Annotated in this window: 22 protein-coding genes and 2 pseudogenes; 10 read left to right on the top strand and 14 right to left on the bottom strand. The window is 68.9% G+C overall.

Annotated features, from left to right (window positions below):
• Positions 1-138 precede the first annotated feature (138 nt).
• Complete coding sequence (locus EJK15_RS77885; RefSeq protein WP_420847132.1) at positions 139-231, top strand: DUF1304 family protein; 93 nt, start codon at positions 139-141, stop codon at positions 229-231.
• A gap of 17 nt (positions 232-248) precedes the next feature.
• On the opposite strand, the gene EJK15_RS42775 is transcribed toward EJK15_RS77885, so the two are convergent.
• Positions 249-998: a carbonic anhydrase gene (locus tag EJK15_RS42775; protein ID WP_206061444.1), complete on the bottom strand. Its 750-nt coding sequence runs from the start codon at positions 996-998 to the stop codon at positions 249-251.
• A gap of 960 nt (positions 999-1,958) precedes the next feature.
• Between EJK15_RS42775 and rph the strand changes: the two genes are divergently transcribed.
• Entirely contained in the window at positions 1,959-4,556 is a 2,598-nt protein-coding gene (gene rph, locus EJK15_RS42765) for a rifamycin-inactivating phosphotransferase (protein WP_138716197.1), read from the top strand.
• A 260-nt stretch (positions 4,557-4,816) separates the two neighbouring features.
• Here the strand turns inward: rph and EJK15_RS42760 are convergent, their stop codons facing one another.
• The 4 genes and pseudogenes from EJK15_RS42760 to EJK15_RS42745 all read right to left on the bottom strand — a co-directional run bounded on the left by EJK15_RS42760 (position 4,817) and on the right by EJK15_RS42745 (position 7,989).
• Complete coding sequence (locus tag EJK15_RS42760) at positions 4,817-5,509, bottom strand: aspartate/glutamate racemase family protein (RefSeq protein WP_138716196.1); 693 nt, start codon at positions 5,507-5,509, stop codon at positions 4,817-4,819.
• Positions 5,510-5,544: 35 nt separating this feature from the next.
• Positions 5,545-5,637, bottom strand: a pseudogene (locus EJK15_RS42755) (ATP-binding cassette domain-containing protein); the annotation flags it as partial.
• Between the two features lie 19 nt (positions 5,638-5,656).
• Positions 5,657-7,036: a UDP-N-acetylmuramoyl-tripeptide--D-alanyl-D-alanine ligase gene (locus EJK15_RS42750; RefSeq protein ID WP_138716195.1), complete on the bottom strand. Its 1,380-nt coding sequence runs from the start codon at positions 7,034-7,036 to the stop codon at positions 5,657-5,659.
• A complete protein-coding gene (locus EJK15_RS42745) occupies positions 7,033-7,989 on the bottom strand; it encodes a D-alanine--D-alanine ligase family protein (protein WP_138716194.1) in 957 nt (318 codons plus the stop codon). Before EJK15_RS42745 ends, EJK15_RS42750 begins: the two co-directional genes overlap by 4 nt.
• Positions 7,990-8,270: 281 nt before the next feature.
• Here EJK15_RS42745 and EJK15_RS42740 point away from each other — a divergent pair, with 281 nt between their 5' ends.
• Entirely contained in the window at positions 8,271-8,672 is a 402-nt protein-coding gene (locus tag EJK15_RS42740) for a TetR-like C-terminal domain-containing protein (RefSeq protein ID WP_138716193.1), read from the top strand.
• Between the two features lie 261 nt (positions 8,673-8,933).
• Here EJK15_RS42740 and EJK15_RS42735 read toward each other — a convergent pair whose 3' ends face one another.
• A complete protein-coding gene (locus EJK15_RS42735; RefSeq protein ID WP_171074859.1) occupies positions 8,934-9,524 on the bottom strand; it encodes a TetR/AcrR family transcriptional regulator in 591 nt (196 codons plus the stop codon).
• 73 nt (positions 9,525-9,597) lie between these two features.
• On the opposite strand from EJK15_RS42735, the gene EJK15_RS42730 reads away from it, so the two are divergent.
• The 3 genes and pseudogenes from EJK15_RS42730 (at position 9,598) to EJK15_RS73275 (ending at position 11,661) form a co-directional block, all read left to right on the top strand.
• Positions 9,598-10,437, top strand: a complete 840-nt coding sequence (locus tag EJK15_RS42730) for an SDR family NAD(P)-dependent oxidoreductase (RefSeq protein WP_138716191.1) — start codon at positions 9,598-9,600, stop codon at positions 10,435-10,437.
• Positions 10,434-11,108 (top strand): annotated as a pseudogene (locus tag EJK15_RS77880) (aldehyde dehydrogenase family protein); the annotation flags it as partial. The gene EJK15_RS42730 and the pseudogene EJK15_RS77880, both read left to right, overlap by 4 nt.
• A gap of 88 nt (positions 11,109-11,196) precedes the next feature.
• A complete protein-coding gene (locus EJK15_RS73275; RefSeq protein ID WP_206061445.1) occupies positions 11,197-11,661 on the top strand; it encodes an aldehyde dehydrogenase family protein in 465 nt (154 codons plus the stop codon).
• A 151-nt stretch (positions 11,662-11,812) separates the two neighbouring features.
• On the opposite strand, the gene EJK15_RS42720 is transcribed toward EJK15_RS73275, so the two are convergent.
• The 8 genes from EJK15_RS42720 to EJK15_RS42685 all read right to left on the bottom strand — a co-directional run bounded on the left by EJK15_RS42720 (position 11,813) and on the right by EJK15_RS42685 (position 21,705).
• Complete coding sequence (locus EJK15_RS42720) at positions 11,813-13,261, bottom strand: right-handed parallel beta-helix repeat-containing protein (RefSeq protein WP_138716189.1); 1,449 nt, start codon at positions 13,259-13,261, stop codon at positions 11,813-11,815.
• A 1-nt stretch (position 13,262) separates the two neighbouring features.
• Positions 13,263-15,608, bottom strand: a complete 2,346-nt coding sequence (locus EJK15_RS42715) for a glycoside hydrolase family 2 protein (protein WP_138716188.1) — start codon at positions 15,606-15,608, stop codon at positions 13,263-13,265.
• Positions 15,598-17,238 (bottom strand): FAD-dependent oxidoreductase, encoded by a 1,641-nt coding sequence (locus EJK15_RS42710; RefSeq protein WP_138716187.1) that lies wholly within the window; start codon positions 17,236-17,238, stop codon positions 15,598-15,600. The genes EJK15_RS42715 and EJK15_RS42710 overlap by 11 nt, the downstream gene beginning before the upstream one ends.
• 23 nt (positions 17,239-17,261) lie before the next feature.
• Complete coding sequence (locus EJK15_RS42705) at positions 17,262-18,098, bottom strand: carbohydrate ABC transporter permease (RefSeq protein ID WP_138716186.1); 837 nt, start codon at positions 18,096-18,098, stop codon at positions 17,262-17,264.
• Positions 18,095-19,018: a carbohydrate ABC transporter permease gene (locus EJK15_RS42700; RefSeq protein ID WP_138716185.1), complete on the bottom strand. Its 924-nt coding sequence runs from the start codon at positions 19,016-19,018 to the stop codon at positions 18,095-18,097. The genes EJK15_RS42705 and EJK15_RS42700 overlap by 4 nt, the downstream gene beginning before the upstream one ends.
• Positions 19,018-20,319 carry an ABC transporter substrate-binding protein gene (locus EJK15_RS42695; RefSeq protein WP_138716184.1) on the bottom strand — a complete coding sequence of 434 codons (1,302 nt, stop codon included), beginning with the start codon at positions 20,317-20,319 and terminating at the stop codon, positions 19,018-19,020. Before EJK15_RS42695 ends, EJK15_RS42700 begins: the two co-directional genes overlap by 1 nt.
• Before the next feature lie 62 nt (positions 20,320-20,381).
• Positions 20,382-21,407 carry a LacI family DNA-binding transcriptional regulator gene (locus EJK15_RS42690; protein ID WP_138716183.1) on the bottom strand — a complete coding sequence of 342 codons (1,026 nt, stop codon included), beginning with the start codon at positions 21,405-21,407 and terminating at the stop codon, positions 20,382-20,384.
• 25 nt (positions 21,408-21,432) lie between these two features.
• The gene (locus EJK15_RS42685) at positions 21,433-21,705 is read right to left on the bottom strand and encodes a LacI family DNA-binding transcriptional regulator (RefSeq protein WP_138716182.1); all 273 of its coding nucleotides are present in this window, start codon (positions 21,703-21,705) and stop codon (positions 21,433-21,435) included.
• A 122-nt stretch (positions 21,706-21,827) separates the two neighbouring features.
• Here EJK15_RS42685 and EJK15_RS42680 point away from each other — a divergent pair, with 122 nt between their 5' ends.
• From EJK15_RS42680 to EJK15_RS75190, 4 genes are all read left to right on the top strand, one after another.
• Positions 21,828-22,247 (top strand): hypothetical protein, encoded by a 420-nt coding sequence (locus tag EJK15_RS42680; protein ID WP_138716181.1) that lies wholly within the window; start codon positions 21,828-21,830, stop codon positions 22,245-22,247.
• 2 nt (positions 22,248-22,249) lie between these two features.
• Entirely contained in the window at positions 22,250-22,474 is a 225-nt protein-coding gene (locus EJK15_RS42675) for a helix-turn-helix transcriptional regulator (RefSeq protein ID WP_138716180.1), read from the top strand.
• 79 nt (positions 22,475-22,553) lie between these two features.
• Positions 22,554-23,261, top strand: a complete 708-nt coding sequence (locus tag EJK15_RS42670) for a DUF4386 domain-containing protein (RefSeq protein WP_138716179.1) — start codon at positions 22,554-22,556, stop codon at positions 23,259-23,261.
• 22 nt (positions 23,262-23,283) lie between these two features.
• A complete protein-coding gene (locus EJK15_RS75190; protein WP_240777572.1) occupies positions 23,284-23,520 on the top strand; it encodes a helix-turn-helix transcriptional regulator in 237 nt (78 codons plus the stop codon).
• Positions 23,521-23,578: the final 58 nt, after the last annotated feature.

Below are 23,578 nucleotides of genomic sequence, written 5' to 3'. Positions count from 1 at the left end.
GCCATCGAAGGTCGAGCGATGGATCGGCTGATCATGATATGAGCAGCGGCGGTCGTGACGTAAGGGGCGCCCTCGCTCCTGATCCGGTCGGTTTCCAAGTGAGGATCTTCTTCCTTTGCCTGCGTTACCGCCGCCGGAGTGTACGGTGCCGCGACGGCGTCGCGCAAGATCCTCTTTGTCCAAACCGTCCCGGCCCTGGTCGCGCTGACGCTGGTCCTCCTGGCCCGCTGAAGCCGCCACACGGAATCTCAGGCAGGTGCGCCGTCCAGGATCTCGACCTGGCCTGTGTCTAGGGAGTAGTACGCGCTGACCACGGCCAGGACTCTCTTGCTCACCAGCGGCGCGAGGTCTCGATTGCCGCGCAGGGCGTCCGCGGTCAGCTTCACCTGGGCTCTAGCCATCGTCTCGGCGGGGTCGGCGCTGCTCTCCCGTACGGTCTGTTCGTATGCCGGACGCAGAGCCTCCGCGATCGCCTGAAGGTTGCCCGGCAACGGCTTACCTTCTCGCAGGGCTTTGTACGCGGCGGAGACCGCGCCGCACCGCTGGTGACCGAGTACGACGATCAGCGGGGTTCCACCGGTCATCGGCCCGTACTCGACGGAGCCGGTGATGATGGGCCCCACAGCCACCCCGCCGCTACGCATGACGAACAGATCACCCAGGCCGGTGTCGAAGACAAGCTCGGGTGGAACCCGGGAATCGATGCATGACAGCACCGCTCCATAGGGCTGCTGGTTGGCGGCCAGCAGTTCCCGGCGGGTGGGATCGCGATCCGGATGCTGGAGTGCGTTGGTCACCCAGCGTTTGTTGCCCTCCATCAGCCGTTCGTAAGCGGCCTTCGGCGTACCAGGAGACGGTCCGGTGAGGGATGCGGGGGCCGCCTTGTGCATCTCGTTCATCACCTCGGCCGACGAGCAGCCGACAAGGCACACCGCTGCCAGGGACGTGGCGCCCGTCAGCAGCGTTCGCCGCCCCGGACCATCAGCTTGACCGCTCATGACCTGCATCTTTCCCCCCATGGGCAAGGCCACCCATCTGCTCGCGACCACAACCCCCAACCACCCGAATGTCAGAGATGACGTCCGGATCAGCGTCTTCGGTTCTCTGCGTTTACATCAGCAAAACGGACACCGGTGTAGCCTCGTCGCATGCCGACCGAGGCCGGGATGCGATCCGGTGGAAGCCGACGCCGCGTCCGCCCGGCGAGCCGGGCGGACCGTGGCTGAGAACCGCGTTATCGGGGCCTGACTCCGCATTCCTGGATGGAGTGCGGCTCTTGGGCCACCGCCCGCCGGACGCTGTCCCATTGGTGCGGACACCGATGGGGGCGGGGACCGGGCGCCGGTCAGGCACCCGGATGTGACTGAACATTACCGATCGATTACCCTACGTCGCAACCCGATCGGATCGGCCGAGAGAAGGCCGATCAGGCCGACGGGGTGAAGGGCTGCGGGCATGGGCACGGTCATCAGCGAGCAGTCGGCCGCGCGCACCGCACGCGCTCGCTCACCACCTGGACGACTTCCTCACCGACGGGACTTCCTCACCGACGGGTCTGTCCAGTGATCTGATTCCAGACCAGCGGATCCCTCTCGTTGCCTCTCTTCTTAGCGTATAGCGCACCGGGGGGCTTGCGGCAAGACCCGGATCTTGCCGCAGAATCGTCGGCCGAGGCCGGTACCTGCGGAATGGGGGTTCGACGTGCGTGTGTCGTTGTCGATGTATGGGGGACGCGGTGGCGTCGAACCGCTGGTGGGACTGGCGGTGTGGTTGGGGGCGCTCGAGGCGCAGGTGCGGTGTGCGGGGCCGCCCGGGGCGGAGCGGCCGGCCGACTCGCCGGAGGGAAGGCAACGAGAGATGGGGACGTGCCCAACAAGAGGTTCGACAGAGCGTGAGGCGCCGGTGATTCGATCGGCCGGTGCAGTGCGACGGAGCACGGCTGCCTCGAAGGTGTCGCAATGATCGAGCCGCACGTGTTGGATCTTCAAGAGGTTGACGAGATGCAGGTCGCGGTCGTAGGCGGCAAGGGCGCGCATCTGGGGGAGTTGTCGCGGATCGAAGGCATCCGGGTGCCGGCTGGCTTTTGCGTGACGACGTACGCCTTCCGGCGGATCATGGCGGAAGCGCCGTCGATCGACGATCGGCTCGATCAGCTGTCGCGCCTGAACCCGGATGACCGGGAGGTGATCCGCACGCTGAGCGCGGAGATCCGCCAGACCATCGAAGGAATCGCCATCCCTGACGATCTCGCGGCGGCGATCACCCGCGCGCTCGCGCAGCTCGGCGAGCACGCCGCCTACGCCGTGCGATCCAGCGCGACGGCAGAGGACCTGCCGACGGCATCCTTCGCCGGCCAGCAGGACACCTACCTGAACGTCGTGGGTCCGGCGGCGATCCTCCAGCACGTCGGCCGGTGCTGGGCGTCGCTGTTCACCGAGCGGGCCGTGACCTACCGCCTGCGGAACGGCTTCGACCACCGGAACGTCCGCATGGCCGTGGTCGTGCAGCAGATGGTCTTCCCGCATGCGGCAGGCATCGTGTTCACGGCCGACCCCGTCACGGGCAACCGGAAGGTCGCCACCGTGGACGCCAGCTTCGGCCTCGGCGAGGCCCTGGTCTCCGGCCTGGTGAACCCGGACGTCTACAAGGTGCGAGACGGCGAGGTCGTCACCAAGGCGGTTGCCGCCAAGAAGCGTGCCATCCACGCTTCGCCGGCTGGCGGGACGCAGGTACTGCCGATCGACCCGCAGCGGCAGGAGCTGCCGGCGCTGACGGATGCGCAGGTCGTGCGGCTCGTGCAGCTCGGCCGGCGGATCGAAGCGCACTTCGGCCGCCCCCAGGACATCGAATGGTGCCTGGTGGATGATGGCTTCCAGATCGTTCAGAGCCGGCCGATCACCACGCTGTTCCCCATCCCCGAGACCGGCGCCCAGGAGAATCACGTCTACCTCTCGGTCGGTCACGGGCAGATGATGACCGACCCCATGAAGCCGCTGGGCGTTTCTGTGTGGCAGCTGACGGCCATGGCGCCGATGCACGAGGCCGGCGGGCGGCTGTTCGTCGACGTCACCCGGCGCCTGGCCTCGCCCGCGAGCCGCGCCGGCCTCCTGGAGATGGCGGGGAGGTCCGATCCGCTGATCAGGGACGCGCTGGAGACGGTCCTCGACCGCGGCGACTTCGTCCCGTCGCTCCCGGACGGGGGTCCCGGCGGGCCGCCGGTCGGCGGCGCTTCCGCCCCGATCGAGACCGATCCGGCTATCGTCACCGGGCTGATCGAGCGCAGCCAGGCGTCCATCGCCGCCCTGCGGCGCGACATCCGGGCGAAGACCGGGCCGGCGCTGTTCGACTTCCTGCTGGAGGCCTTCCAGGAGCACAAGCGGGGCCTCGGTGATCCGCTGAGCATGCAGGCGATCATGGCGGGGATGGAGGCCACGTGGTGGCTCAACGACAAGCTGCGGGAGTGGCTGGGCGAGAAGAACGCGGCCGACACGCTCACGCTGTCCGCCCCCGACAACGTCACGTCGGAGATGGGGCTGGCGCTGCTCGATGTCGCGGACGTGATCCGTCCACATCCGCAGGTGGTGGCGTTTCTGCAGGACGTCGAGGACGAGGGCTTCCTGGACGAGCTGCCGAAGCTCGCGGGCGGGACCGAAGCGCGCGACGCCATCGAGGCCTACCTCGACCGGTACGGCATGCGCTGCGTCGGCGAGATCGACATCACGAGGCCGCGTTGGCGCGAGCGGCCCACCACGCTCGTGCCCGTGATCCTCGACAACATCAAGCTCTTCGAGCCGGGTGCCGCCGAGCGGCGCTTCGAGCAGGGGCGGCAGGAGGCGCGGAGGAAGGAACAGGACGTGCTGTCACGCTTGCGGGCCCTGCCGGACGGGGAGCAGAAAGCCGACGAGACCAAGCGGATGATCGACCGGGTCCGGACCTTCATCGGGTACCGGGAGTACCCGAAGTACAGCATCGTCAGCCGCTACTTCGTCTACAAGCAGGCCTTGCTGGAGGAGGCCGAGCGCCTCGTGCAGGCCGACGTGCTTCCTGAGAAGAAGGACATCTTCTACCTTACGTTCCAGGAGCTCCACGACGTCGTTCGCACCAACCAGGTGGATGACCAGCTCATCCAGCAGCGCAAGGACGCGTTCCGGTCGTACTGGGCGCTCACGCCACCGCGGGTGCTCACGTCGGATGGCGAGGCCATCGCCGGGGCGTACCAGCGCGACGACGTGCCGGCTGGTGCCCTGATCGGCTTGCCGGTCTCCGCCGGGACCATCGAGGGGAGGGCCCGCGTCATCCTTGACATGGCGGAGGCAGATCTCGAGGCGGGCGACATCCTGGTCACGGCCTACACAGACCCCAGCTGGTCGCCCCTGTTCGTCGCGATCACGGGCCTGGTGACGGAGGTGGGCGGCCTGATGACCCACGGCGCAGTGATCGCCCGGGAATACGGCTTGCCGGCCGTCGTGGGCGTGGAGCAGGCCACCCGGCTGATCCGGGACGGGCAGCGGATCCGCGTGCACGGAACCGACGGGTACGTCGAGATCCTGCCTTGACCGACCACACCGAGAAGGCCCATCCGAAGCTTTCGGCCAAATATCCGGGTGGAGTCCAGCGAGGCGTGGCCGGGCAGCTCGGCGACAGCGACGATGTCGGTGCCGGTGCCGGTGCCGGTGCCGGTGCCGGTGCCGGTGTGCGGATGAGGTCGGTGGCGAACGAGTGGCATGGACGTGGGGCGTGACGACGTCGGCCGGCCGGCCACCGTGACGCTACCGATCCACCTGAGCCGCCACGTTGTGCCGCGACCGAGGGTGTGTCAGTCGGCCAGCGCGAAACCGGCCGCCGCCTCCGCGTGCAGCCGGGCGCTCGGCAACACCGGGATGGCGGCGTCCTTCTCACTGATCAGCAGCTCGATCTCCGTGCAGCCGAGGATGACGCCTTCGGCGCCGTCGGACGCGAGATCGGCGACTATCCGGGCGTACGCGTCCCTGGACGATTCCCGGAGCACCCCGCGCACCAGCTCGTCGAAGATCACGCGATGAACCAGTTCCCGCTGCTCACGCCGCGGGACGACCACGTCGAAGCCGTGGGCGCCCAGCCGATCCCGGTAGAAGGGCTCCTCCATGGTGAAGCGAGTGCCCAGCAGACCGATCTTGCGCATCCCCCTGGCGCGGACCTCGGCGCCCACGGCGTCGGCGATGTGCAGCACGGGCACGCTCGCGGCCCGCGCCACGTCGTCGCTCACCCGGCTGAAGGTGTTGCTGCAGATGAGCAGGACCTCGGCGCCGAGATCCTCCAGTTTCCTGCCCGCATCAGTCAGCAACCTACTCACCTCGTCCCAGCGGTCGGCGAAGATGAGATCCTCGACGGTCGTGTAGTCGACCGACCAGATGAGACTGTTGGCGGAATGGCTGCCGCCGAGTCGCTCGCGTACCCGCTGGTTGATGATCTGGTAGTAGATCACCGTCGATTCCCAGCTCAACCCGCCGATGAGACCGATAGCGCGCATGGAACTCCGTTTCGCTAGCTTGTGCCGGCAGGCTGGTCGGTGCCGGCCACGGTGGCGGTGCCGCCACTGGCCTGGTCGAGTCCGGCCAGGCAGTGCATCAGCATGGACTTGCCCGATCCGCTCGGCCCCTCGGCGATGCGCCAACGCTCAGGCGCCGGCCAGCGCACGGGCGCAGGCGCTGAGCCCGGTCTCGCTGGAGGCCTTGACGAACACCACGTCTCCCGGTTCGAGAAGCGCGGTGGCCAAGCTGAGGGCCCCGGCCACGTCCTCGACGGTATGGACGGCCACGCCCTGGTTCGAGGACGCCGCTGCCCACGCCATCGCGAGCGGATCCCCTGCTCCGACCGCGATCAGCACGTCGAAGCGGAGGTCGGCGACGAGCCGGCCCATCTCCGCGTGCCGGGCGCGCGAGGCGTCCGCCTGCTGCCCCATCGCGCCGAGCACGGCGACCGTACGCCGGGTGCCGGCCAGGGCCTTCACCGCCCGCAGCCCGGCCCGCATGGATTCGGGGTTGGCGTTGTAGGCGTCGTTGACGATGGTGATGCCGTCAGGTCGTTCGACGATCTCCAGCCGGCCGGCGGAGCGCCGCCGGGCGGCGTTCAGCCCATCGGCGATCTCGGCGATGCCCAGGCCGAGTACGGTGGCGACGGCGGCGGCGGCCAGGGCGTTGCTCACCTGGTGCTCGCCTATGAGGTCGAGCTCCACCTGGGCGCGGCCGGAGGGCGTCACCAGCTCGAACGCGGTGCGCGCCCGGTCGCCCATCCGCACGTCTTCGGCTCGCACCTGCGCCTCCGACGACCTGCCGTACAGCAGGACCTGGGCCTTGGTGCGGCCGGCCATGCCCATGACGTACGGGTCGTCGGCGTTGAGCAGGGCGAACCCGTCCGCCGGAAGTGCCTCGACCAGCTCGCCTTTGGCCTCGGCCACGTCGGCCGGCCCGCCGCCCATGCGCTCCACATGTGCGGTGCCGACATTGAGCACCAGCCCGACCTGGGGCGGTGCGATCCCGGTCAGATACGTCAGGTCGCCCTTCCGGCCTGCACCCATTTCCAGCACCAGGTATCGGGTGGTGGCATCGGCACGCAACACGGTGAGCGGCAGCCCGAGCTCGTTGTTGAACGACCTGTCGGTGGCCACCGTCGCCGCGTGCCGTTCGAGCACCTGGGCCAGCAGGTCCTTGGTCGTGGTCTTGCCCACGGAGCCGGTCAGGCCGATCACGGTCGGGCTGATGTGTTCGAGCAGGTGCCTGGCCAGCAGGCCGATCGCGAGCTGGACGTCCTCGACCACGAGGGCGGGCACGCCGACGGGCCTGGAGGCCAGCACGGCAACGGCGCCGCCCACGATGGCGCCGGCCGCGTAGTCGTGACCGTCAACGCGGGCGCCGACCGTCGCGGCGAACAGGCCGCCAGGCGCCACCTCGCGGGAGTCGACCGCCGAGGGCGCCGTCACCAGCGCCCGCGGGTCGCGCACGTCGTGCAGGCTTGCGCCGACGACCTGCGCGATCTCGTTCAGCGTCATGGGGATCATGAGCCGCTCCTGGCGAACGCGAGGTCGATGAGGCGGCGCAGCAGGTCCGGGTACGGGACACCGCTTGCGGCCCAGGCCCTGGCGTAGACGGAACGGGAGGTGAAGCCGGGCATGGTGTTGATCTCCAGCACGTACAGGCGTGCCGTGTCCTCGTCATAGAGGAAGTCGACACGGGACAGGCCGTAGCCACCGATCGCCCGGAAGGCGCGCAGGGCCAGCTCGCGCACGTCCTCGGCCACCCGTTCCGGCAGCACGGCGGGGATGGTGGCGATCTCGGCCTGGCTGAGGTACTTGGCCTCATAGTCCAGCCAGTCGCCGGGCACGATGAGCTCGCCGGGCGCCGAGGCCCGCGCGTCGTCGTAGCCGCCGAGCACGCCGCAGATGATCTCGCGCGCGGTCACGCCCTGCTCGACGATGACCACCCGGTCGTAGGCCAGCGCCAGATCTACGCCCGCGCGCAGTTCCTCCATGGAGGTGACACGTGAGATGCCGATGGAGGAGCCCATGCCGGCCGGTTTGACGTACATCGGCCAGTCGAGCGACTTCACCAGGCCCCAGGAATCGTTGGTGGTGCGCCATTCGTGCTCGGTGAACCACACATGTGGGGTGACGGGAATGTCCTCCGCCAGGAACGTGCGCCGCATCGCGACCTTGTCCATGGCCACGGCGGAGGCCAGGACGCCGCAGCCCACGTACGGGATGCCCAGCGTCTCCAGGTGACCCTGGACGACGCCGTCCTCGCCGAACGGCCCGTGCAGCACAGGGAAGACCACATCCGCCAGATCGCGTCGCAGCTCCACCGGCCACCTACCCTGCCGGTCGATGATGACGGCGACGGGCTCGTACAGATCCCTCGGCAGAGCATCGAGCACAGCCTGCGCCGACTGCAGCGACACCTCATGCTCCGCGGACGGCCCACCCGCCAGCACAGCCACGCGCACGCGTTCAGTCACGATCGATCAGCCTTCCTCAGTGGGACGGAGACAGCCGGACCCACCGCTGGGGAACAGGCGCCGGTCAACCGCATCCACTGTCGGCCGACCGTATCCCCGCCTCGTCAGCGCCGTGTCATGGTTGTGTCACGGTCGCGCCGACCGTCGTCATTGAAGCCCGAGCAGTCGGTCAGGAGGTCTCAGCGGTGATCTCCAGGAAGGTCGGTGTGACGCGCTGGCGGCGCAGGAGGAAGTCGCGGAACCACCGCAGCGGGCCGTAGCGGCGCAGGAGGGCGGCACGGATGAGCGCGGCCCTGGCCGACTTGGATGCCGCGCCCGCAGCCGCGCGGATCCAGGAACTGGGGATGATCTACATCGACTTCGCGCGGCTCCGGCCAGGGCTATTCGAGGTGATGTGGCGGCCGGAGCTGCACACCCGCAGCGACCCCGCGCTGCGGGTCGCCGCGCAGGCCACCCGGGACACCATGACGGCGCTGATCGTGCAGGCCCAGCGTGAGGGCTGGACCACCCGCCACGACCTCCAGCACCTGGTCACCCTCGGCTGGGCGACCGTGCACGGCCTGGCGGTGCTCTGGCGCGACGGCCCCCTTGCCGAGCAGGTCGGCGATCAGAGCCCGGCTGCGCTGAGCCGCATGGTCATGAAGACGCTCGCCGACACGCTGACCGGCACCGGCACCCGATGAACCGTCACCGTCCGGCTGCACAGTGGGCCCCGGCGCCGTCACCACGAGCAGCAGACCGAGCAGATGTGGTTCCTGACCCTGGCGCCCAACGCGATCGTCCGCTGCCCCTCGCCGTCACGGTCGGCTGACGAGACCCCGCCACGATCAGGGCAGTCGGGTAATCGACCGGTCTCATAAGATCGTTAGGGTCGCTGAAAGCCGTGAGGTCCTCGTCATGGTTCGGATGGTTTCGTCACGTGGTGGAGCTGGATGCGGCCGGCTTCAGGTGGGGCGGCGGATGGCCTGCACGGCCGCGTCGTAGAGGTCGAACAGGTCGACCTGTCCGCCCAGGCGCACCCACTCCTCGTTCGCCGCCTGCATGCACGTGATCGCCGCGGCCGCGATCGCGCGCGCCTGCAGGGTGCGGCGGTCGGAGTCGGGCAGTCGCGGCTCGATCAGCGGTGCGAACAGGTCTTGCCAGCGAGCCTGCTTCTCGGCGTGCCCGGCGCGCAGGGACTCGTTGCCGAACAAGAGCGTGATCATCTCGAGCCGGCGCTCGGGCGTGGTGTCGATCTCCTCGAGCACCTGGAACGCCGCGCGCAGTGACGTCCAGGCGTCCTCCTCGGCCGGGCGCTCGGCGAGCCGCCCGGCGATCGATTCACCCTGCTCGGACAGGCCGCTGAGCGCGAGGTCTTCCTTGTTGCGGAAGTAGTTGAACAGGGTCCGCCGAGAGACACCCGCCGCGGCGGCGACCTCCTCCAGCGTCGTGTTGTCGTACCCCTTGGCGGCGAACAGCTCGATAGCGGTCCGAGCCAGCAGCGAGCGGACCACCGAGCGGGTCTGCTCCCGAAGAGGTGTCGGTTTCATAGCCATGCACCGATGGTACGGAGGATCACACGATGTAGCAACTTGCACGCGGTGCAAGGCTGTGCATAGAGTGTATGGCATGACCAAGATTGATTACCGCCACCAGACCGTCATCGTCACCGGCGCCAGCTCCGGCCTGGGCGCCGAATTCGCCCGTCAGCTGGCCCGCCGCGGCGCCCACCTCGTGCTTGTCGCCCGCCGGGCGGACCGGCTTCAGAGCCTGGCCGCCGAACTCACCCGCGCACACGGCGTCACGGTGACCGTCGTCGCCCGCGACCTCGGCCTGCCCGACGCCGGCCGCACGCTACGCGCCGAACTCGAGTCCCGCGGCATCTACGCCACCGGACTGGTCAACAACGCGGGCTTCGGCACCCACGACGCGTTCACGGACGAGGATCCGGAGCGCCTGCAAAGCATGATCGCGCTGAACGTCAGTGCGCTGGTCGACCTCAGCCGCGCCTACATCGACCCGCTGACCTCCGCCGGCACCGGCATCCTGATCAACGTCGCGAGCCTGCTGGGCTTCCAGCCGACCCCGTACCTGAGTGTCTACGGCGCCACCAAGGCCTTCGTCCTCAGCTTCACCGAAGCGCTGTGGGAGGAGACCCGCGGCACCGGCCTACGCGTCCTCGCCGTGTGCCCCGGCGCCACACGGACCGAGTTCTTCGACGTCGCCGGCAGCCAGTCCGCCGACTACGGCACGAAGCGGGCAGCCCCCGAGGACGTCGTGACGATCGCCCTCGACACGCTCGACCGCCGATCCGCGCCACCGTCGGTGATCACCAACGGCCGCCCGCTCGCCCTTGCCAGCAAGTTCCTGCCGCGCCGCCTGATCGTCCGGCTCATGGGCAGGATGGCCCGCCGTCAGCGCACGCAGTTCCCCGTCGCCCTCACCAACAGCAAAGGAACAACATCATGACCATCACAGAAGTCACCTCACAGCCCACAGACGCGGAGCGCTTCAGTCACATCCTCGAAGTTCAGCGCGCCGCCTATCTCCGCGACGGAGCGCCCTCATTGGCGGCGCGGCGCAGCGATCTGCACAACCTCAAGGCTGCGCTGATCGCCCGGCGCAGCGCCATCGAGGAGGCGATCAACACCGACTTCGGACATCGCTCGCGACACGAGACCGCGATGATGGAGATCGTGGGCGTCGTTCAGGGCATCGACTACCTGCAGCGCAATCTCCGGCGATTCATGCGCCCGACCCGCCGCCACATCGCCCTGCCGCTGCGTTTCGGCACCAACCGCGTCGAATACCAGCCGCTCGGAGTGGTCGGGGTCATTTCGCCGTGGAACTATCCCGTCAACCTGTCGCTGATGCCCGTCGTCACCGCGATCGCCGCCGGTAACCGCGTCATGCTCAAACCGTCGAAGTTGACCCCGGCGACGAACGCCGTGCTCGCGTCGATGCTGAGCGAGGTCTTCCCGCCAGAGCAGGTCACGATCGTCAGCGGCGACGGTTCCGCGTTCTCCTCCTTGCCTTTCGATCATCTCGTCTTCACCGGCAGCACTGAAGTCGGACGAGCCGTGATGAAGGCGGCGAGCGAGAACCTCGTCCCCGTCACGCTGGAACTAGGCGGCAAATCTCCGACCATCGTCGCCAAGGGACACGTACGGGACCAGACCGTGTCCGACATCGTCTTCGGCAAACGCCCGTACCCACGGGGCACGGACCATCGAGGTCGGGCACCGGCCCGACGAAGCGACCCGCCGCCCGCACACCCTCGCACCGACCGTCGTGCTCGGCGTCACCGACGACATGCGCATCGCCCGCGAGGAGATCTTCGGCCCCATCCTCCCGATCTTCCCTTACCGCGACATCGACGACGCCATCAACTACGTCAACGCACGACCACGACCACTCGCGCTCTACTACTTCGGCAACGACGACCCAGACCAGCGCAAAGTCCTCGACCGCACGACCTCCGGCAACGTCACCATCATGCACGTCGCGCAGGACGACCTTCCCTTCGGCGGCGTCGGCGCGAGCGGGATGGGCAAATACCACGGGATCGAGGGCTTCCGAACGCTCAGCCACCCCAAGGGCATCCTCGTGCAAGGTCGCTGGAACGCCACCCGCCTCCTGTATGCCCCCTTCGGCAAGCGTGCCGAGGCTCTTCTCGATTTCTTCCTTCGATAACCGGAACCCTCAGCCGCAGGGGTCCAAGCCAACCCGGCGAAGACGGCGTAGCGGGTCGTCCCGATCCTCCCCACGGTCAGAACTGCCCTTCAGGCGTGCTTGGTTTCCGCCCAAACACGGCACGGTGTTTCCCCGGCGTTTCCCCGGGCTTTCAGGGTCTGGCCCGAGTCGCCGCTGGGAGCTTGCTGGCGGCTCCCCAATCGGCGACGCCCGGCCCGTACACCGGCCACGGCGTGCCACCGAGGAAGGCCGGCCGCGTCCCCGTGTAGAGCGAGGGCGGGATACGGGAGCTCTCGCTGAGCGCCCCCCACTTCAGCGTGGTGCCCTCCAGGTTGGCGCCGTGGTAGTGGTCGGTGCCGGACAGCCGGATCAGCCCGAGTTTGTTGCCGATCAGGTTCTGCCGGGCCGTCTGGCCGTTGATGCTGCCGACCTGGTGGTTGGCGTAGTTGCGGAACCAGGTGTTGCCCGGTCCGGTCGCCTCCAGCTCGCCTTGGCCGAGTTTGGAGTTGTCGGCGTACCCCTCGTAGAAGCGGTTGCCCTCGAAGAGGTTCATGTACGCGAAGGTTCCGTGCAGGGCCAGGTCGTTGTAGCCGTTGAAGGGGTTCTCCAGGGAGTTGTAGCTGATCACGTTGTGGTTGGCGCCGAGCTGGAGCACGATGTGATGCCGCAGGTCCCACAGCTTGTTGTCGCTGACGCGCACCCGGGTGGAGCCCCAGTTCAAGCTGATGCCGTAGGCGTAGCCGTTCTGGTTGACGAAGGCGCCGTGCACATAGTTGCGATCGATCGAGATGTCCTTGCTCCAGTAGATGTTGACGTGCGAGCGGCCGGAGCGCACCGACTCGGTGTCCCGGATGAATCCGTTGTTCACCATGGAGAACGTCAGGTTGTTGACGTTCTCCAAGGTGGGCTGGTTCAGCCGTTCGACGGCCAGCTGCTCGACCCCGGCGTTCTCCAGCATGTCGATCTCGCGGACCTTGGGCGCCGAGGAGGCCGGGTAGTCAAGACCGATCTTCATGTTCAGATTCAGCGTGTCGCCGCTCTTGGAGACAATCTTGAAGATCTGCGTCTCGATCGGGTACCTGTAGGCGTGGCGTCCGGCGTCCTTGTAGAGCTGCACGAAGTCGCCCGGCCGCAGGCCGGGGGCGTCGGGGACGGTGATGGACTGGCTGCCCGAGGCGGGTGAGCCGGACACGGCGGCCGGCTCGCCGCTGTAGCCGCCGCTGAACTTGAGCTCGGCGTTCACCGACCCTGGCGCGTCGATCAGGAGCCGGGTCCGGGTACGGCCGGCGCCGCGCAGGATGATGTCGTCGGCGGTGACGTTCAGGCTGGTCTTGAAGTGGTAGACGCCCGGCGGGAAATAGAGCACCCGCCTGCCCGAGGTCGTGGCGATGATGTCGCGGATCCTGTCGGAGGCGTCGATGGCGGCGTTGCCGGCGGGCAGGCCCTTCGTGGTGACGTCGATGATGGAGAACCCGCCGGGATCGCGCCATTGGGTGTCGGTCCAGCCGGCGGGCGGGAGTCTGCCGGCCGGGACGTCGCCCGGGTCGGCGGGGGTGAGGGACAGGGAGAGGACTGCCAACGAGGCCAGGACGTGGAGCACGCTACCTCCAGAACAGATGGTTGGCCGTGGTGAGAACGGGATGGGCGAGCACCTCGTCAGGGTCCAGCTCGGCGGAGCCGGCGACGAAGAGACGGACGCGCTCGCCGGGCAGCAGCGTGACGAGCTGATCGTCCACGACCGCGTCCGGATCGAGCCTGTCGGCGTGCAGGGTCAGGTCCTTCAGCAGCGTCTGGGCCTCGATGCCGACCTCGTGGCCGCCGGCGACCCGGGTCAGCGTGCCCGTGAACGCGGGGGCGGGCAGGGCCAGGTCGAGGTCCTCGGCGAGGAAGTGCCGGACGCGGACGCCATCGCCGTCCACGGCGATGAGATCCCCGGCGGCCTCTGGGATGGGCACGGTCACACTCGCGAGCGGAGCCACCAGGACGTCCACCGCCTGGCCGGCCAGTTCAGTCCCGTCGAGGTGCAGGCGGCGCACGCGCAGCCGGGCGTGCCAGGGGCCGACCGTGTCGTTGATCACGACGAGGCCCTGCGGCTGGACGGTGACGAGCCGGTCGGCGTAGGCGCGGCGCAGCGCGTACCACAGGGGCTTGCGCCGGCCGTACCCGTCGACCGCGGCCCATGAGACCACCGGCCAGCAGTCGTTGAGCTGCCACACGATCGTGCCGCGGCAGTGCGGGGCAAGGGCGCGGAAACGTTCGACGCCGAAGGAGATCGCGCGGGCCTGGTTCAGCTGGGTGGCCCAGTGCCAGGCGACGTCGTCGGCGGGGTCGGGGAAGTGGCCCTTCAACCCCCGCCGCAACTTGCCGTCGCCGTCCTCGGCTTTCTGGTGGACGGCGCCGGCGGCCGTCATCGTCGACCAGGTGGGCGGGCCCTGGAAGCCGAACTCGGCCACGAACCGCGGCGTGTAGTCCGCGTAGGCGCGGTAGTCCTTGTCGTTCCAGACGTCCCAGATGTGGACGAGCCCGGTAGAGGGGTCGTTCGGGTGGTCGGCCCGGGACGGCGAGTACGGGCTGCCGGGGATGTAGGGCCTGGTCGGATCGAGCTCGGCGACGATGCCGGGCAGCAGCTCGTAGTAGAAGCCCGCGCCCCAGCTCCGACCGTTGAGCCGCTCCTTCCAGCCCCAGTCCTCGTGGCCCCACAGGTTCTCGTTCGCGCCGTTCCACAGGATGAGGCTGGGGTGCCGCGACAGCCGGGTGACGGCCTGCCTGGCCTCCTGCTCGACCTCCTCCCACAGCTGCTCCTCCGCGTAGGCGGCGCAGGCGAACAGGAAGTCCTGCCAGACGAGGACGCCCAGCTCGTCGCAGAGGCCGTAGAAGTCGGCGCTCTCGTAGATGCCCCCGCCCCACACCCGCAGCAGGTTGATCCCGGCGCCCGTGGCGTCGGCGAGCCGGGCGGCGTACCGGCCGCGGTCCACGCGGGTGGGGAACGCGTCGTCGGGTATCCAGTTCGCGCCGCGGACGAAGACGTCCTGGCCGTTGATCCGCACGACGAACGCCCCGCCGGTGGTGTCCACGGAAACGGTTCGCAGGCCGATGCGACCGGTCCAGGTGTCCAGCACCCCGCCCGGTTCCTGGACCACGACCTCCGCCTCGTACAGCGGCTGGTCGCCATGACCGCGCGGCCACCACAGCCGCGGCGATTCCACCGTGACCGGCACGCTCACTCGTTCCGCTCCCGCGGGGACCTGCGTGCTCACCTCCGTGGTGCCGACCCTCGCCGTGACGGTCGCGGCGGCCGCGCCGGGGATCAGGTCCGCCTCGAAGACGACGGTCGCGCGTTCGGATGCGGCCTCGGTGACCAGGGGCCGGACGGCGGCGATCCGGGTGCCGGAGTACGAGCGGAGGCCGATGGGCCGCCAGATCCCGGCGGTGACGAGGTCCGGCCCCCAGTCCCAGCCGAAGTTGCAGGCCATCTTGCGCACGGCGTTGTAGGGGTGGTGGTTGACGTGCGGGCGCGGCTCCAGCGCGGCCCGTTCCTCGGCGTAGTCCAGAGCGGAGGCGAAGGTGATGACGAGATCGTTGGCGCCCGGGCGGAGCAGGGCGGTCACGTCGAAGGAGTAGGAGCGGTGCTGGTTGGCGGTCCGGCCGACGACGGCCCCGTTGAGCTCGATGGTGGCCACGGTGTCCAGGCCGTCGCAGACGAGCTCGTGCCGCCGGTGCCCGCCGGGGGTCCACGCGAAGGTGGTGGCGTAGCGCCACTCGGCGCGGCCGATCCACTGGAGCGCGGACTCGTTGTCGTCCAGGTAGGGGTCCGGTATGAGCCCCGCGTCAAGCAGGTCGGTGTGCACCACCCCCGGTACGGTGGCCGGGACGCTCCGCCCCGCCATCTGCTCGCAGTCCGAGGTCAGTGTCCAGTCGCCGGTCAGTGGCCGGTAATCAGCCCGCATGTGCGGTCACCTCCTTGGGGATGGAGTCGTGGCGGGCCTGCGGGGCCCGGATCTCCTCGGGCCAGGCCAGGCTGATGCCGAGCCGGTCGGTCAGCAGCCGCTGGAAGTCGGCCAGGAGCCGCGCGGTCCCGTGAACTGCCTGCGGCGAGGTGCGCGACTGCGCGCAGAACGCCGACAGGGCTCCGGCCGCCTCGCCGATCGACCATTCCACCGGGTGCAGGCGGTAGGCGCCGTTGGTGATGTGCGTGGTGCCGATGTTCTTGCAGGCGGCCAGCAGGTTGGCGGTGCCTTGGGGCAGGAGCGCTCCGAGGGGGATCTGGAACGGGAAGCAGTCGATGTCGACGTATGTCCGGCCCGAGGTGCTCGGGTGCAGGTCGATCCGGTAGTAGCCGATGCCGACGCTGTCGTCGAACACTTCGGCCCCCGCCTCCGCTCCGCGCATCTCGCGCCCGAGGTGCGCTTCGGTGACCGTGAACAGTGCCTTGATCCGGCGTGACTCGCGGACGTAGACCTCCTTGGCCAGGCCGTCCTCCGTGCCGGTGACGTCGCCGCGCAGCCTCAGCCCGGGATAGCCGTGGCCGCCGTCCGGGCGTGGCGCCTCGGTCTGCATCCAGTGCACCAGCGACAGGGTCAGCTCGCGCGCGCCCTGGAAGGCACGCGTGCGGGTGTCGTCGTCGACTCCGAGGAGCGGGAGCTCCCAGTAGTCGATCTGCGGCCAGTTGACCAGGGTGATCTCGCCGCCGGGGAAGCCAGGCTCCAGGTTGCGGCGGGCCAGGATCCGCCGGTAGTGCCACAGGTCGTCGGCTCCGGCCGCCTCGATGTCCGCTCCGGCGAACAGCGGGCGGGTGCGGCGGGTCAGCAGGTCGGGCACCACGTCGTCCCAGGAGAGCTGGGGACCGGGCCAGCGCGGGTCGACGGTGTCGCGCCAGTGCGCGTACCCCGCGGGCCGGTCGATGGTGTGCTCCTCCCCGGGACGGTATTCCAGGGCACAACACCAGCTGACGGCCTGCTGGTCGAGCGGGTCGGCGACGGCCGGTGCGTGCAGCTCGCCGAATTCGTGGCTGCTCTCCGCGCCGATGACGTACGGGACGCGCGCGAGCTCCAGCAGCTCCCCCAGCTCGGTGGCGTCCACGACCAGCGGCGCGCGCAGTGTGATCTCCTGGCCCGAGCGCAGGCCGCGCACGCGGACCGCGCTGATCAGCTCACCGTCGCGGTCGGCGGCGACCGCCTCGTACGGCGACAGCACGGTCAGCGCGCCCGAGGCGACCAGCGGGGAGAGCATCTCCTGGATGACCAGCGCCGCCACGCGCGGCTCGTGGCAAAGCCGCGAGACGTTGCCGAACCCCGGGTTCAGGGTCTCCCACTCGCGGGCCTGGTCGGTCAGCGGGTAGTTGCGCCGGTAGTGGTCGCGGATCCGGCGGCGCAACTCCTGATAGCCGGGCGAGGTCAGCGGCGTCTCGATCCACTGGTGCTCGTCCGGGGGCACCGCTTGGGCGGTGAGCTGCCCGCCGAGCCAGTCGGACCGCTCGACCAGAATCACGCGCTGTCCCAGCCGGGCGGCGGTCAACGCGGCGGCCGTGCCGCCTAGACCACCCCCGATGACGACGAGGTCGGTGACGAGTTCCGGCATATAACAACCTTTCGGGTACGGTGTCAGCCCTTGACGCTGCCGTCGGTGAGTCCGGAGATGAAGCTGCGCTGGTTGATCAGGAAGACCGCGATGACCGGCAGCGTGACCAGCACGGCCCCGGCCATCAGCGGGCCGTACTGGACGTTGCCCGTGGACAGGAACCGCGCCAGGGCGAGCTGGACGGTCTGGGTCTCCTGGGAGGAGGTCACCACGAGCGGCCAGAGGAAGTCGTCCCAGACCGCGGTGAAGGAGAAGATCGCGATGACCGCCACCAGCGGGCGCGCCAGCGGGAAGTAGATGCGCCAGAAGACCCGCCACTCCCCCGCGCCGTCCATCCTCGCCGCCTCGGCCAGGTGGGGGTCGGCGGTGCTGAAGTACTGCCTGGCCAGGAAGATGTTCATCGGCAGCACGAGGTACGGCAGCACGACGCCGCCCAGGGTGTCGAGCAGCCCGGTGCCGCCCGTGCCCGTGAGGTCGTTCCCGCCCATCAGGGGCATGCTCTTGGTCATCAGAAACAGCGGGATCAGGGTCACCGAGACGGGGATCGCCGCGGTGGAGACCAGGGTGTAGAACAGGGCGTTGGCGCCCCGGAACGGCAGCAGCGCGAAGGCGTAACCCGCCGCGACGGCGGCCAGGCAGTTGGTCACCATGGCCACCACCGTGACGAGAGCGGAGTTGAGCATCGCCCGGCCGAGCTGGGCGTCGACGACGGCGGTGGCGAAGTTCTCCCCGGTGGGCCGGGCCGGGATCAGCCCGATCGAGCCGAAGGTGTCCTGCTCCGGAGTGAACGCCAGGCTGATCATCCACAGGAACGGCATGAGCACCAGGACGGACGCGATCGTCAGGGTGAGCCTGTTCACGAGCGCCTCCCGACGCCGCGGATAGCCAGGAACGAGAAGGCGATGATGAAGGCGAACAGGACGAACGCCATCGCCGACGCGCTGCCGAACCGGTTGTACTGGAACGCCTCGGTGTAGATCAGGTAGTTCACCGTCGTGGTGCTGCCGAGCGGCCCGCCCCTGGTCAGGACGTAGATCTCGGCGAAGCCCTGGGCCAGGAAGACGATGTCCATGGCGATCACGTAGGTGAGCATCGGCCGCAGCCCGGGCAGCGTGACGTGGCGGAAGGCATGCCAGCCGCCGGCTCCGTCCACACGGGCGGCTTCGTAGAGCACGCTCGGAATCGCCTGAAGCCCGGCCAGCAAGAGGACCATGTTGGCACCGAGCGCCTTCCAGATCCGCATGGCGGCGGCGGCGTTCAGCGCCGAGCCCTCCTCCAGCAGCCAGCTCTGCTCGGACAGGCCGAGGCCGGCGAGGATCTCGTTGAAGAGGCCGTGCTGGGAGTACATCCACAGCCACACCATGCTGACCGCGGTGAGCGAGACGATGTGCGGAACGTACAGGGCGGAGCGGAACAGCCCGACACCGCGGAAGGACTGCTTGGCCAGCAGGGCCAGCCCGAGCGCGATGACCACCGTGCACGGCAGGACCAACGCCACGTACTTCCCGGTGACCAGCAGGGCCTGGCCGAACTCCGGGTCGTCCAGCAACCTGGCGTAGTTGTCCGCCCCCACGGGCTGCGGCCCCGACCGGCTCAGCGGGCTGTAGCGGGTGAAGCTCAGGACCAGCCCGTACAGGACCGGGACGAGTTGAAAGACGATCAGATACAGCGCGGCCGGCAGCACGAACAGCAGCCCGGCCCAGCGCCGCGACGACCGTCGCGGGACCGGTGCGCGGTGGGGTCTCGCGCTGCGTGGCGGGGCCTCGGTGAGCGTGGCCATCAGCCGTTGCGGATCTTCTTGACTTCGGCCGCGGCCTCTTGGAGCGCCTGCGCGGAGCCGGCCTTCTTGTTGAGCGCCCGCTCCAGATGCTTGGCCATGGTGTCGCGGATCTGCGTCCAGCCTGGGACGTTCGGGTTGGGACGGAAGTGGGCGGCCTGCGCGACGTAGGCCTGGATGACCGGGCTGCCCTTGACGTAGGCGCTGTCGGCTGCCGAGACGCGGGCCGGGATCCCTCCGATGCCCTGCGTGTACTCCAGGCTGGTCGTTGAAGAGATCATGTAGGAGATGAACTTCCAGGCCAGCTCCTTCTGCCGGCTGTCCTTGTTGATCATCAGTCCAGGGCCCGCCCCGCCGACGGCGACGCCTTCCGACGCGCCCTCGAACTTGGGCACCGGCATGACCCGTACGTCGAGGTCCGGGTTGGCCTTGATCATCTGCTGGACGGTCTGCGGCGCCAGCACCGCCATCGAGGCGTCCCCCGTGACCAGCGGTTGCTGCGCGGTCGGCATGTCCTGGTAGTTGACGCCGAGCTGGTTCGCCACGGCGTCGGGCCCCTGGTAGACGGAGACGAAGTAGTCGAGTGCCTTGACCCCGGCGGGCGAGTCGAACGCGACGGTCTTGCCGTCGGCGCTGAGCTGCTCGCCGCCCGCTGAGCCGAGCAGGCTCGCGAAAGTCTGCTGGCGCCCGATCGGGTGACTGGGGAGCAGCAGCCCGGCATGTGTGATCTTGTCGCCGTCACGCTTGGTCAGCTTCTTCGCCGCCTCCTTGACGTCCTCCCAGGTGGCGGGCGGCTTGGCGGGGTCGAGCCCCGCCGCGGTGAAGTCGCCGGCCCGGTAGGCGATGAGGTTGCCCTGCATGGACAGCGGCATCAGGTATTGGGTGCCGCTCACCTGGCCTCCGGGTAGGGCGTTCGCCAGATCGTCGCGGTCCTGCGCGCTGAGCTTGGCCACATAGGGGGTCAGTGGCTCGAGCCGGTCGTTGGAGACGAAGTCGGCGACCGCGGCCGGGCCGTGGCCGAAGACGTCGGGTGCCGTACCGGCGGCGAAGGCGGCGTTGAGCTTGGTCGACAGGTCCCCCCAGTCGAGGAAGGTCACGCTGACCTTGGCGCCGGTCTCCTTCTCGAATCTCGGCGCGATGGTCTTGGTGACCAGGTCGATCTCGGTCTGGTTCGTGCCGGGGAACCATACGGCGATGGCGTTGTCCGCAGGTGTGCCCGCGTCCTGCGCGCCGCCGCCCAGTCCGCAGCCGGTGAGAAGCACGAAACCGGCTCCGGCCGCCCAACGACGGTATCTGTCTGCCATGTCCGCTCCTAATTCGTATTAGATCGATGCGTCGCCGCGCTCGCCGCAGCTTTGGTGGTGGTTCAACTAGTAAGGCCGACAGTGCCCGGAGTCAGCGGCGCGCAGGGCACGATCTCGTGCCGATCCGTCGGCACCCGGCCGTCGAGCAGGCCGAGCAGCAACTCGACCGCCCGCGCGCCCATCTCCCGCCGGGGCACCGCGATATGACTCCAGCCGGCGGCCGGGCCCGCCGCCGGCGGCAGGTCGAGGCAGACCGCCGACAGGTCCCCGGGGATCCGGACGCCTTGCTGCGCGGCCGTGATGGCGACGGCGCCCGCCAGCTCGAAGCTCTCCACGACCAGAGCGGTCACCCCGGCGCCCAGCACCTCGCGCAGCCACGCGCCGGTCACCGCCTCGGGCGCCAGCAGCGCCTCCAGCTCCACCCGCATCCTCGCGCGTCCGGCGAACCGGCCGAACGCCTCCCTGCGCTCCTCCTGCGGGCCGCGCCGCAGCACACCGCCCAGATAACCCACCCGCTCGTGGCCGCACGACGACAGCTCCGCCACCACGCCGGAGATCGCCCCTGCGTAGTCCGCCGCCACGTACGGCACCTGCGCACCGGGGATGTCACGCCGCCCTATGAAGACGAACGGGAAACCCTCCGCCGCGAGCCGGCTCAGCTCCTCGTCCTTGCGCTCGAGACCCAGGATGATCGCCCCGTCGGCGAGCCGTAGCCGGTTGGACCCGGCGCCGTAGATGCTGCGGGTGCCGTCTTCGCGCTGGGTCGAGGCGAACAGCACGAGGTCCTGCCCCATCTCGACCGCCTTCTCCTCGATCCCCACCAGGAACTCGTGGTAATAATCGTCGGCGCGCACCGGGAAGACCCGCTCGTAGGTGTGCACGCCGATCAGGCCGTTGCGCCCGCCGCGCAGAGACCGGCCCGCCACGTCCGGCACGTAGTTCAACTGCCGCATGGCCTCACGGACCTTGTCCTGGGTGGCCGCTGCTATGCCGTACTCGTCCGCCTTGCCGTTGAGCACGACGGACACCGTGGCCTGGGAGATCCCGGCAACCCGGGCGATGTCCCGCTGACTCGGCTTGCCTCGCATGTGTGCTTCTTTCCTCTGATACGTATCAGGACCAAACCACCGTCAGCCTCACAGTGTCAAGAGTGAGAAATGAAACCGACACCTGAGGCGGCAGTGCAGCGAGGGAATCGGTCTCCGTGGTCCACAGCAGCAGGCGGTAGTCCATCGACTGGGCATGGTCGGAGGCGCCGAGGAGGTACCCGAGGCTGCTGATATCGATCCCCCGACCCCGGCTGGGGAACACCAGGGCGATGATCTTGCTCCCACGGCTGCGAAGCCCGCGGGCCAGGGCGTTGGGCGTGTACCGCAACTCGGCCATCGCCGCCTCGGTTCAGCTTGTTTGGGGCGTGCGGCCGGAACATCATGGTAAAAAATTCTAGACATCATGTCAGCGCTGTTTTACCTTGAGAATGTCAAAGTTTTTGTACATGGGAGTGGGACATGTCCTCCGAAGAGAAACGTTCGTGGATCTACGTCGTGGTCGGCGTCGGCGTCGCCGCGGTCTACTTCGTCACCGTCCTGTCGAAGGTGCCGGGCGCGGACGTCGCGCGGATCGCCTATGTGCGGCCGATGCTCATTGCCATCGGTGCCGGGATCGGCCTGGGCATCGTCGCCAGCATCGCAGCCGCCATCGCCTCGCCGAGGGAGGCCGGCCGGACCGACGAGCGCGACCGGCAGATCCACCGGCTGGGCGACTACGTCGGGTTCTACGTCATGAGCATCGCCGCGATCGTCCCGCTCGCCCTGGCCATGGCGGAGGCCGCCCACTTCTGGATCGCCAACGCGCTGTACCTGGCGTTCGTCCTGGCCACGCTCGCCTCGTCGATCGCGAAGATCGTCTTGTACCGCCGGGGCTTCTAGCCATGGTCAAACCCACGAAGGTCACGAACTCGATCCGAGCCCTGCGGTTCGCGAACGGCGAGATGACGCAGGCGCAGCTGGCCGACCGCGTCGGGGTAACCCGGCAGACCATCATCGCCATCGAGCAGGGCCGCTACTCGCCGTCGCTGGAGATGGCCTTCCAGATAGCCCGCGTCTTCAACGTGCCGCTCGACGACGTCTTCCAGTACCCCGGCTCCGAGGACTAACCACCCACAACCGCACCCGGCGCGCGAGGAGATCGCCTCGCGGGCCTGGCCCGTCACGCCCGAAATCAAGGAGGAAGCCGTGCACGCCCCTCAACGCCTCGCCCGTATCGCGGGACTGCTCTACCTCATCGTCGGCATCGGCGGCGCCTTCGCCGAGATCGTGCGCGTCACGGTGTATAAGGCCGGCGACGCCGCCACGACCGCGAAGAACGTCGCGACCCATGCCGACCTCGTTCGGGCCAGCGTCGTGGCCGACCTCGTCACTACCGTGACCGGGTTGTTGACGGCCATGGCCCTGTACCTGCTGCTCAAACACGTGCACGCCAACGCCGCCCGGGCGATGGTGGCCTTCCTGGCGGTCGCTGCCGCCATGATGGCCCTCAACCTGACTCACCAGTTCCAGGCGCTGCACGTGAGCGACGCCGCCTACACGAGCGCCTTCGGCGCCCAGGGATCCGACGCACTGGTGCTGCTCATGCTCGACCTGCACCACCACGGGTACCTGATGACGCAGATCTTCTTCGGCCTGTGGCTGCTGCCGATGGGCTACCTCGTCTACCGGTCGGGCATGATCCCGCGCGTGATCGGCGTACTGCTCATGGTTGGCTGCTTCGGCTACCTCGTCGACACGTTCGCCCGGTTCACCGCCCCCGACCTGGGCGCGGCGCTGAGCCCCTTTGTCGCCACCCCGGCCGCCATCGCGGAGGTATCGATGATCCTCTGGCTGCTCATGAAGGGCGTCAAGGCCCCGCAGCGCGACCGTCCCGCCGCCGTCGCTGCCGCGTAACCCTGACCGCGAAAGCGCCGCTGTGGCCGGGTCGGCTCCACCCGACCCGGCCCGGCTGCGCCGGCGCAGGAGCCACACTCCGGTCGCGGCGAACAGCAGCGTGGTCATGACGGAGGTATGTCATGAGCGTCGCGGCGATCGTCCCGCTCCGCCTGGCCATGGCGAAGGCTCGCCGTCGCTGGAGGTGGCCTTCCAGATCGCCCGGGTGTTCAACGTGCCGCTCGACGACGTCTTCGGCTACCCCGACACCGACACCTGACCCACCCCCAACCTGTCTCTTATACCCATCTCCGAGCCCACGAGACCCTAAGACATCT

It is taken from the genome of Nonomuraea basaltis (assembly GCF_005893125.1).
Taxonomy (GTDB): domain Bacteria; phylum Actinomycetota; class Actinomycetes; order Streptosporangiales; family Streptosporangiaceae; genus Nonomuraea; species Nonomuraea basaltis.
Note: the sequence above shows the minus strand (reverse complement) of the source record. Positions and strands in the feature narration are given on the sequence as shown.

Bases quoted from the DNA above. Each gene is read 5' to 3' on its own strand.
- EJK15_RS42675 (WP_138716180.1), top strand. From the start codon at position 22,250: ATGGTCAAACCCACGAAGGTCACGAACTCGATCCGAGCCCTGCGGTTC.
- EJK15_RS42750 (WP_138716195.1), bottom strand. From the start codon at position 7,036: ATGATCCCCATGACGCTGAACGAGATCGCGCAGGTCGTCGGCGCAAGC.
- EJK15_RS42735 (WP_171074859.1), bottom strand. From the start codon at position 9,524: ATGGCTATGAAACCGACACCTCTTCGGGAGCAGACCCGCTCGGTGGTC.
- EJK15_RS42740 (WP_138716193.1), top strand. From the start codon at position 8,271: ATGAGCGCGGCCCTGGCCGACTTGGATGCCGCGCCCGCAGCCGCGCGG.
- EJK15_RS42730 (WP_138716191.1), top strand. From the start codon at position 9,598: ATGACCAAGATTGATTACCGCCACCAGACCGTCATCGTCACCGGCGCC.
- EJK15_RS42690 (WP_138716183.1), bottom strand. From the start codon at position 21,407: ATGCGAGGCAAGCCGAGTCAGCGGGACATCGCCCGGGTTGCCGGGATC.
- EJK15_RS42710 (WP_138716187.1), bottom strand. From the start codon at position 17,238: ATGCCGGAACTCGTCACCGACCTCGTCGTCATCGGGGGTGGTCTAGGC.
- EJK15_RS42760 (WP_138716196.1), bottom strand. From the start codon at position 5,509: ATGCGCGCTATCGGTCTCATCGGCGGGTTGAGCTGGGAATCGACGGTG.
- EJK15_RS42715 (WP_138716188.1), bottom strand. From the start codon at position 15,608: ATGCGGGCTGATTACCGGCCACTGACCGGCGACTGGACACTGACCTCG.
- EJK15_RS42700 (WP_138716185.1), bottom strand. From the start codon at position 19,018: ATGGCCACGCTCACCGAGGCCCCGCCACGCAGCGCGAGACCCCACCGC.
- EJK15_RS42680 (WP_138716181.1), top strand. From the start codon at position 21,828: ATGTCCTCCGAAGAGAAACGTTCGTGGATCTACGTCGTGGTCGGCGTC.
- EJK15_RS42695 (WP_138716184.1), bottom strand. From the start codon at position 20,319: ATGGCAGACAGATACCGTCGTTGGGCGGCCGGAGCCGGTTTCGTGCTT.
- EJK15_RS42685 (WP_138716182.1), bottom strand. From the start codon at position 21,705: ATGGCCGAGTTGCGGTACACGCCCAACGCCCTGGCCCGCGGGCTTCGC.
- rph (WP_138716197.1), top strand. From the start codon at position 1,959: ATGATCGAGCCGCACGTGTTGGATCTTCAAGAGGTTGACGAGATGCAG.
- EJK15_RS42775 (WP_206061444.1), bottom strand. From the start codon at position 998: ATGAGCGGTCAAGCTGATGGTCCGGGGCGGCGAACGCTGCTGACGGGC.